The 9,334-nt window shown below is 72.8% G+C and carries 7 protein-coding genes and 1 pseudogene; 6 read left to right on the forward strand and 2 right to left on the reverse strand.

Translation table 11 applies throughout. The features are described 5' to 3' along the window. On the reverse strand, nucleotides 1-2,898 hold a 2,898-nt coding region (locus UO65_RS05065), incomplete at its 3' end, for a glutamate synthase central domain-containing protein (RefSeq protein ID WP_035279235.1). A 302-nt stretch (nucleotides 2,899-3,200) separates the two neighbouring features. On the opposite strand from UO65_RS05065, the gene UO65_RS05070 reads away from it, so the two are divergent. The 4 genes from UO65_RS05070 (at nucleotide 3,201) to UO65_RS05085 (ending at nucleotide 7,227) form a co-directional block, all read left to right on the forward strand. Next, a complete protein-coding gene (locus UO65_RS05070; RefSeq protein ID WP_233427448.1) occupies nucleotides 3,201-4,127 on the forward strand; it encodes an ABC transporter substrate-binding protein in 927 nt (308 codons plus the stop codon). A gap of 4 nt (nucleotides 4,128-4,131) precedes the next feature. Further along, complete coding sequence (locus UO65_RS05075) at nucleotides 4,132-5,157, forward strand: FecCD family ABC transporter permease (protein ID WP_035279236.1); 1,026 nt, start codon at nucleotides 4,132-4,134, stop codon at nucleotides 5,155-5,157. Further along, on the forward strand, nucleotides 5,154-5,939 hold the full coding sequence (locus UO65_RS05080; RefSeq protein WP_035279238.1) for an ABC transporter ATP-binding protein: 786 nt from the start codon (nucleotides 5,154-5,156) through the stop codon (nucleotides 5,937-5,939). Before UO65_RS05075 ends, UO65_RS05080 begins: the two co-directional genes overlap by 4 nt. 154 nt (nucleotides 5,940-6,093) lie before the next feature. Further along, nucleotides 6,094-7,227 carry a DUF6801 domain-containing protein gene (locus UO65_RS05085; protein ID WP_152551987.1) on the forward strand — a complete coding sequence of 378 codons (1,134 nt, stop codon included), beginning with the start codon at nucleotides 6,094-6,096 and terminating at the stop codon, nucleotides 7,225-7,227. Here the strand turns inward: UO65_RS05085 and UO65_RS05090 are convergent. Next, complete coding sequence (locus UO65_RS05090; protein WP_152551988.1) at nucleotides 7,208-7,414, reverse strand: hypothetical protein; 207 nt, start codon at nucleotides 7,412-7,414, stop codon at nucleotides 7,208-7,210. The two genes, UO65_RS05085 and UO65_RS05090, sit on opposite strands and share 20 nt — an antisense overlap. Nucleotides 7,415-7,460: 46 nt before the next feature. Here UO65_RS05090 and UO65_RS05095 point away from each other — a divergent pair, with 46 nt between their 5' ends. Together UO65_RS05095 and UO65_RS34345 are read left to right on the forward strand one after the other, a co-directional pair. Then, the gene (locus tag UO65_RS05095; protein ID WP_035279243.1) at nucleotides 7,461-8,387 is read left to right on the forward strand and encodes a hypothetical protein; all 927 of its coding nucleotides are present in this window, start codon (nucleotides 7,461-7,463) and stop codon (nucleotides 8,385-8,387) included. Nucleotides 8,388-8,434: 47 nt separating this feature from the next. Further along, nucleotides 8,435-9,312, forward strand: a pseudogene (locus tag UO65_RS34345) (IS5 family transposase). The last annotated feature ends 22 nt before the right edge of the window (nucleotides 9,313-9,334 follow it).

Raw genomic sequence — 9,334 nt, forward strand, 5'->3', positions numbered from 1 at the left:
CTGGATGTCGTCGGCGTTGACCAGGTACTCGCTGGTGACGCCGAAGCGGCCGGAAGCCACCTGCTTGATCGCGGAGCGGCGGCGCGGGTCGTAGAGGCGCTCGGGGTCCTCGCCGCCCTCGCCGGTGTTGGACCGGCCGCCGATCATGTTCATCGCGATGGCCAGCGTCTCGTGCGCCTCGGCGGAGATGGAGCCGTAGGACATCGCCCCGGTGTTGAACCGCGTGAGGATGTCCTCGACCGGCTCGACCTCCTCCACCGGGACCGGCGGGCGGGTCCCGGTGCGCAGGGCGAACATCCCGCGCAGCGCGCCGCCCTCGCGGTTGAGCCGTTCGACCTCGGCGGTGTAGGAGCGGTAGACGTCCTCGCGGCCGGTGCGGGTGGCGTGCTGGAGCAGGAAGACCGTGTCCGGGTCGAACAGGTGCAGCTCGCCCTCGCGCCGGTAGGCGTACTCGCCGCCCACCTCCAGGCGGCGGTGCACGCGCTCGGTCGGGTTCTCCGGGTGCGCGCGGCGGTGGCGGGCGGCGACCTCGGTGGCGACGACGTCGAGGCCGACGCCGCCGAGCTTGGAGCCGGTGCCGGTGAAGTACTCGTCCAGCAGGTCCCCGGCCAGGCCGAGGGATTCGAAGACCTGGGCACCGGTGTAGGCGCCGACGGTGGAGATGCCCATCTTGGACATGATCTTGAGCACGCCCTTGACCAGGGCCTGCACGTAGTTGCGCACCGCCCGGGGCCGCTCGACACCGGTGATCGAGCCCTGGGCGATCAGGTCCTCGATGGTCTCGAACGCCAGGTACGGGTTGACCGCCGCCGCGCCGTAGCCCAGCAGCAGCGCCACGTGGTGCACCTCGCGGGCGTCGCCGGACTCCACGACCAGCGCGACCCGCAGCCGCTCCTTGGTGCGCACCAGGTGGTGGTGCACGGCCGAGACCAGCAGCAGCGACGGGATGGGCGCCATCCGGTGGTCGGAGTCGCGGTCGGACAGCACCAGCGTGCGCGCGCCCGCCGCGATCGCCTCCGACGCCTCGCGGCGCACCCGCTCGACGGCCGCGGCGAGCGCCGCGCCGCCGCCGGTGACCTCGTAGAGTCCGCTGAGGACGGTGCAGGCGAAGCCGGGCAGATCGCCGTCGTCGTTGACGTGGATGAGCTTGGCCAGCTCGTCGTTGTCGATGACCGGGTACGGGAGCTGGATGTGGCGGCAGGACGCCGGGCCGGGGTCGAGCAGGTTCTGCTCCGGGCCCATGATCCGCTGCACCGAGGTGATGATCTCCTCGCGGATCGCGTCCAGCGGCGGGTTGGTGACCTGGGCGAAGTTCTGCTTGAAGTACTCGTAGAACAGCCGCGAGCGCTGCGAGAGCACCGCGGGCGGGGTGTCGGTGCCCATCGAGCCGATCGGCTCGGCCCCGGTGACCGCCATCGGCGTCAGCAGGACCTTCAACTCCTCCTCGGTGTAGCCGAAGGTGAGCTGGCGGCGCAGCACCGACTCGTGGGTCTGCACGACGTGCTCGCGGCCGGGCAGGTCGGCGAGCTTGAGCAGCCCGGCGTGCAGCCACTCCCCGTAGGGCTTCTCGGCGGCCAGGGCGGACTTGACCTCGTCGTCGTCGACGAGCCGTCCGGCCTTCGTGTCCACCAGGAACATCCGGCCCGGCCGCAGCCTGCCCTTGGCGATCACCCGGTCCGGGGGCACGTCGAGGACACCGGTCTCGCTGGCCAGCACCACCCGGTCGTCGGCCAGCCGCCACCAGCGCGCCGGGCGCAGCCCGTTGCGGTCGAGCACGGCGCCGACCAGGGTGCCGTCGGTGAAGGTGACGCACGCCGGGCCGTCCCAGGTCTCCATCAGCCCCGAGTGGAACTGGTAGAAGGCCCGCCGGGCCGGGTCCATCGTGCGGTGGTTCTCCCAGGCCTCCGGGATCATCATCAGCACCGCGTGCGGCAGGCTGCGCCCACCCAGGTGCAGCAGCTCCAGCACCTCGTCGAAGGACGCGGAGTCCGAACCGGACGGGTCGACCACCGGGTAGAGCCGATTGAGGTCGCCGCCGATCAGGTCCGAGGCCAGCAGCGCCTCGCGGGCGCGCATCCGGTTGCGGTTGCCGCGGACGGTGTTGATCTCGCCGTTGTGCGCGACGTAGCGGAACGGGTGCGCCAGCGGCCACGACGGGAAGGTGTTGGTGGAGAAGCGGGAGTGCACCAGCGCGATGGCGGAGACCAGCCGCTCGTCGGTCAGGTCGGTGAAGAAGGCGGGGACCTGGGCGGTGGTCAGCATTCCCTTGTAGACCATCGTGCGCGAGGACAGCGACGGGAAGTAGGTGCCGCAGCCCTCGGCCACGCTCTCGCGCTCCACCCGCTTGCGCAGGCAGAACGCCAACCGGTCCAGCGCCACCCCGGTCACGGCGGACCCGTCGGTCGGGTCGTCGCGGCGGGCGGTCAGGAACGGCATGGCGAAGTGCGGCATGACCCCGCGCGCGGTCGGCCCGATGCCCGCGGCGTCGGGCGTGGTCGGCACCTCGCGCCAGCCCAGCACCGCCAGCCCCTCCTCGGCGGCGATCCGCTCGAGGAGCGCGACGGCCTTGGCGCGCTCGTCGGGGTCGGTGGGCAGGAAGGCCAGGCCGGTGGCGTAGCCGAGGTCCCCGTCGGGGCCCGGCTCGGGGAGGGCGAAGCCGACCTCGGCGCGCAGCAGCGCGTCGGGCAGTTGCACCAGGATGCCCGCGCCGTCACCGCTGGTCGGCTCCGAGCCCGCGGCGCCGCGGTGCTCCAGGTTGGCCAGCGCGGTGAGCGCGTCGGTGACGATCCCGTGCGAACGCCTGCCCAGGATGTCGGCCACCATGGCGACACCGCAGGCGTCGTGCTCCGCGGCCGGGTCGTACAGGCCTTGGGTGCGCGGCAGGGCGGAGAAGATCATGTGCGGGGGTCCTCCTTCGACGTCACGCGCTCAGGTCGGGCGGTGCCAGGGGCGGGGGGTGATGCCTCGGCGGCGGTGCCAGGGGTCTGGGCACGGGACGGCGGCGGCCCGCGGGGGATGGTCCGAGCTTAACAGTCCTGAAACGAACAAGAAACCGTCGTCACACCCGGATGGCCGCGTGGGGAAGACGCGACTGGTCGCGGCCCCCGCACGCGGATGACCGGACCTCGGTGAGCATAACCCAGGGGGCCGACGGCGGCCTCCGCACGCGAAGCGCTTGCGGCTGCTAGCGTCCAGCGATCGTGACCATTCGACGCGCGGGTGTCGCGCTCCTGCTGACCGCGCTCTGCACGACCCTGGCGACGTCGGGTTGCGCGACCCGGGAACCCGAGCCAACCCCGACTTCCGCGGCCCCGGCCGCCGCCTTCCCGGTCACGGTGACCCCGCCGGGCGGCGCGCCGCTGACCCTCGAGGAGCGCCCGGAGCGGATCGTGTCGCTGTCGTCCACGGCCACCGAGGGCCTGTTCGCGCTGGGGGCCGGGCCGCAGGTGGTCGCCGTGGACGACCAGTCGGACTTCCCGGCCGAGGCGCCGCGGACCGACCTGTCCGGACTGACCCCGAACGTCGAGGCCATCGCGGCGAAGACCCCGGACCTGGTGGTGGCCTCCGGCGACCCGGGCGGCCTGGTCGCCGGGCTGGCGAAGGTCGAGGTCCCGGTGCTGGTGCTCAGCGCCGCCACCACCCTCGACGACGTCTACGCCCAACTGGACGTGCTGGGCAAGGCAACCGGGCACCCCGCCGACGACCTGGTGGCCCGGATGCGCGCCGACATCGACAAGGTTGTCCGCGACACGCCGAAGAAGGCGGTCGCCTACTACCACGAGCTGGACACCGAGCTGTACTCCGTGACGTCGAAGACCTTCGTCGGGCAGGTCTACGGCCTCTTCGGACTGACCAACATCGCCGACGCCGCCGACGCGACCGGCAGCGGCTACCCGCAGCTCTCCGCCGAGTACGTGATCAAGGCGAACCCGGCGCTGGTGTTCCTGGCCGACGGGCAGTGCTGCGGGCAGAGCGCGCAGACCGTCGCCGCCCGGCCGGGCTGGTCCACCGTGGACGCGGTGCGCGCCGGGCGCGTCGTCGTCCTCGACGACGACATCGCCTCCCGCTGGGGGCCGCGGGTGGTCGACCTGGTGCGGGTCGTCGCCGACGCGGTGGCGAAGGCCTGACCCCTTGTCCCGATCCCGGCTCACCCCCGGCGTCCTGGTCGTCGCCGTGGCCGCGCTGGTGGCGGTGGTGTGCGTGGCGACCCTGCTCGGCGCCGCCGAACTGGGCTGGGACCGGGTCGTCGCCGAGGTGTGGGCGCAGTTGACCGGCGGTGTGTCGCCGCTGTCGGAGCGCGAGGCGGCGATCGTGTGGCAGGTCCGGGTGCCGAGGGTGCTGCTGGCCGGGCTGGTCGGGGCGGCGCTGGCGGTGTCCGGCGCGGCGTTCCAGGGCGTGTTCCGCAACCCGCTGGCCGACCCGTACCTGCTCGGCGCCGCCGCGGGCGCGGGCCTGGCGGCGACGCTGGTGGTGATCGCCGCCCCCGGGGTCACCGGCTGGGTCGTCGGCCCGCTGCCGCTGGCGGCGTTCGCGGGCGCGCTGGGCGGGGTCGGGCTCACCTGGGCGCTGGGCCGGTCCGCGGGCGGCGGGACGGCGGTGCTGCTGCTGTCGGGGGTGGCGGTGGCGGCGTTCCTCACCGCGGTGCAGACCTTCGCGCAGCAGTTGGACACCGACACGATCAAGCAGGTCTACACCTGGATGCTCGGTGGGCTCAACACCAGCGGCTGGCACGAGGTGCTGCTGACGCTGCCGTACCTGGCCGTCGCCGCGGTGGTGCTGTGCCTGTGCGCGCGGCTGCTCGACGTGCTGGCCCTCGGCGACGAGGAGGCGGCGTCGCTGGGGGTGCGGCCGGGGCGGGTGCGGCTGGTGGTGCTGCTCGCCGCCTCCCTGGCCACCGCGGCGGCGGTCGCGGTCAGCGGGCTGATCGGGTTCGTGGGGATCGTGGTGCCGCACGTGGTGCGGCTGCTCGCGGGCTCCGGGCACCGGGTGGTGGTGCCGCTGTCGCTGGTGGGCGGGGCGGTGTTCCTGATCGTGTGCGACCAGGTGGCGCGGACGGTGGTGGCCCCGGCGGAGCTGCCGCTGGGCGTGATCACCGCGTGCACCGGGGCGCCGTTCTTCGCCGCGGTGCTGCGCCGGTACCGGGGGCGGGTGCGGTGACCGGGCTGCGGCTGCGCGACGTCGCCGCCGGGTACGGCGGTGCCCCGGTGGTCGCCGGGGTGACGGTGGACGTGCCCGCCGGGAGCTGGCTGGCGGTGGTGGGGCCGAACGGCGCGGGCAAGTCGACGCTGCTGAAGGCCGTGGCGGGGCTGGTGCGGCACACCGGGGTGCTGGAGCTGGGCGGCAGGGCCGCCGCCGGGATGTCCGCCCGCGAGCGGGCCCGCGCGATCGGCTACGCCCCGCAGGTCGCCGTCGTGCCGGACGGCATGGTGGTGGCGGACTACGTGCTGCTTGGCCGCACCCCGCACCTGGACCCGCTGGCCCGCGAGGGCGCCCGGGACCGGGCCGTCGTGGCGGACGTGCTGGACCGGCTCGACCTGGGCCACCTGGCGGGCCGGGAGCTGCGCACCCTGTCCGGCGGTGAGCGCCAGCGCGCGGTGCTGGGCCGGGTGCTGGCCCAGCAGACCCCGGTGCTGCTGCTCGACGAGCCGACCACCGGCCTGGACATCGGGCACGCTCAGTCCCTGCTGGAGCTGGTCGACCGGCTGCGCGCCGAGGACGGCACCACGGTCGTCAGCACCCTGCACGACCTGGTGTTCGCCGCGCAGTACGCCGAGCGGCTGCTGCTGGTGGACCGCGGCGAACCGGTCGCGCAGGGCACACCGGCGCAGGTGCTCACCGCGGCGACCGTGGCCCGCCACTACGGCGCGGCGGTGGAGGTCGTGCACACCTCGACCGGGCACCCCGCCGTCGTCCCGGCCCGCCTGCCCCACTCGGGCTGATCCGGCACGCCGCACGCTGTCCGGTGTGACGGTTTCGCGCCCCGGTCCCCGTACCGGCATGAGCACTTTCCCGATACCGAAAAAACGCCCTTGAGCTGCGGATTCTTCGCGTGGTCAGATCATCAGCCACATTTCCCACGGGAGCGGAGAGACCATGCGGGTTCGAAGATCACTGGCAATCCTGGCGGCGGCAGCGGTGGCGGTCGGCACGGCCGCCGCGGTCGGCGGCGCGGCGACGGGAGCCCCCGCGGCGGACACCACCACCGTCACCCGGACCTTCGGGGCGAACTGCCCGCTGCGCCTGCCCGACCACCCCGCGCCGCTGGACTCGATCGGACAGTTCTCCGTCGACCTCGACGTGCCCACCAGCGCCGTCGTCGGCCAGCCGACCGCCCCGATCCCCTGGCGCGGACAGGCGTCCTCGGACCTGGACCTGAGCGAGGGCAGCGTGCTGCGCACCGCCCTCACCGCCGCCGGGGCCACCTCGCTGACCGCGACGATGCAGATCCGCCTGATCTACTACACCTTGTCCGGATCGGGCGAGCGCCACGACGTGGAGTTCAGCTCCGACCTGCCGCTCACGGCCGGGGCGATCACCATGGCGGGCTCCGGCACGCTGCCGCCGCTGGAGTTCACCCGGCCGCAGGCCCGGTCGACCGTGGTGTGGATGGGCGGGTACACCATCCTGCTCACCCCCCGCCGGGCCGACGGCTCCCCCACCGGGTACGGCACGTTCAACTCGTTCTGCCTGATCCCGCCGTCGTTCTTCCCCTGGATCGACCTGCCGGTCCTGCCCGCGGCCACGACCGCCACGCACACCGCCACCGCCACCGGCCGCCTGGGGCGCACCCCGGTCGACCTCGGCACCGGCTCGCTGACCCTGACCAGCGACAGCGCCACCGACGCGGTCACCGGCGCGCTCGACCTGCCCACGACCGCCGCGGTCAGCACCCGCGCCCTCGGCGTCATCCCCACGGCCGCGACCGTGCGGCTGACGACCGACCCGCTCAGCGGCACGGTCCCGGGCGCGCTGCGCAGCCGGGCCACCGTCGCGATCCCGGACCTGAGCGTCTTCGGCATCCCGGTCCTGCGCGGGTCGACCACCTGCCGCAGCACCGGACCGCTCACCCTCACCCCCGGCGCCGACTTCGCCCCCGCCACCGGCGGCGCGCTCACCGGCACCTTCGAGACCCCCGCGTTCAGCGGGTGCGGCGCGTACGGCGGTTTCCTCGGCTCCCTGTTCTCCGGCAAGGGGAACACCCTCACCATCACCGCCTCGCCCAACTGAGCGCACGACCTGCATCCCACAACTCTTCGATGAGGGGAACGACCTTGCGCACAAGAAGACTGGTGGCCGCACTCGCGGCGATCACGACCACGGCGGGCGTGGCAGCCGCGCTCGGCACGGGCCCGGCGTCCGCGGCGACCGTGGAGATCACGCGGTCAGGAGGATCGTCGTCCTGCTCGGTCGACATGCCGGGGCTCCCGCGGTTCGAGACGTCCACTGGGGTTTCGGTCACCATGAGCGTGCCGGACACCGCGGTGGTGAACCAGCCGACCGCGTCGATCCCGTGGCGGGCAAGCGGCTCGACCAACCTCGACCTGTCCGCCAAGAGCCCGCTCACCGCCTACCTGGTGGCAAAAGGCGCGGCCTCGGTGTCCCTCACCGGGCACGTCGACCTCCAGTACTACGGGGTGAGCGGGACCGATCGCCACCCGATCACGTTCACCACCACCACACCGCTGCCCGCGGCGTCGACCCAGGTCGAGGGCTCCGGTGAACTGCCACCGTTCCTCTTCACCAGGGTGGGCCCACAGGTGACCGCGATGTACCACGGGGGTTCCGGGGTCTCGGTCACCCCGCTCAAGGCGGACGGGTCGCCCACTTCGATCGGCACGATCCCGGTCCTCTGCCTCGGCTCACCGTGGTTCGAGCCGTGGCACAACGTCAACGTGCTCCCCGGTCCCACCAGCGCGGACTACGCCGTCACCGCCCGCGCCGGGGTCGCGGGCACGGAGGTGGACCTGGGCGCCGGGTCGCTCGCGCTGACCGAGGCGCTCGACAAGTCCGTCACCGGCTCACTCGACCTGCCCGACTCCGGAACCGCCGCGCTGCGACTGCTCGGCGTCATCCCGGCGACCGCGAGCGTGCGGGTGACCCCGGGTCCGGTCACCGGCAGCTTCGCCGACGGCTTCACCGCACCGGCGACCGTCACCGTGGCGGACCTGTCGATCCTCGGCATACCGCTGCTGCGCGACCAGAACACCTGCCAGAGCACGACAACCCTCGCGCTCACGGCGGGCGACGGGCTCGCCATCAACCACAGCGGCTCCCTGACCGGGAACTACGACCTGCCCGCGTTCACCGGCTGCGGCTACTACACCGGCCTGGTCTCCTCGCTGTTCTCCGGCAACGGCAACACCATCACCGCCACCACCACGGACTAGGGCGTGTCCTGCGGATCTTTCCCATGATCGTGTGCAGATGATGGGGTGTGGTCGGACGTGGTGAGCTGACGGACAAGGCCTGGGCTGCGATCGCGCCGTTGCTGCCCGCGCAGAGCGGGCAGCGCGGTGGTCGGTGGCGCAGTCACCGGCAGGTGATCGACGCGATCCTGTGGAAGGAACGCACCGGCGCGCCCTGGCGTGACCTGCCAGGACGGTATGGGCCGTGGAAGACAGCGCACGAACGGTTGCGGAAGTGGACCGCCGACGGGACGTGGGACCGGATACTGGAGCACGTGATCGTCAAAGACGACTCACTCGGGACACTCGAGGACAACGTGGCCTTCGTGGTCAGCGTCGACTCCACGAGCATCCGGGCCCACCAACACGCGGCCGGTGCCCGGAAAAAGGGGGCTGCGCGGACTGGATCGAGAACCTCGCCATCGACGGGGAATGCCTCGGACGCTCCCGCGGAGGGCTGACGACCAAGCTCCATCTGGCCGTCGACGCGGCCGGTCTGCCGCTGGCGGTGATCCTCACCCCCGGCCAGGCCGGGGACAACCCGCAACTGCTGCCGCTGCTTGAGGACATCGATGACATCGACGTCGACGGGCAGCGGGTGCGGGTCGGGCGGGTGATCGCCGACAAGGCCTACGCCCACCCGAGCACCCGCACCGCGCTACGACAGCGACGGATCAAGGCCACTATCCCCGAGCGTGTCGACCAGGTCGCCCACCGCAAGGCCAAGGGCTCGGCCGGTGGCAGGCCACCGGCCTTCGACACCGACATCTACAAGATGCGCAACGTCGTCGAACGCTGTTTCAACCGGCTCAAGCAGTTCCGCGGCCTGGCCACCAGGTTCGCCAAACGAGCCGCCTACCACCGAGCCGAGATCATCCTCGCCTGCATCGTCCTCCATCTCAAGTGAAGATCCGCAGGACAGGCCCTAG

Origin of the sequence: Actinokineospora spheciospongiae, from assembly GCF_000564855.1 — a bacterium.
Taxonomy (GTDB): domain Bacteria; phylum Actinomycetota; class Actinomycetes; order Mycobacteriales; family Pseudonocardiaceae; genus Actinokineospora; species Actinokineospora spheciospongiae.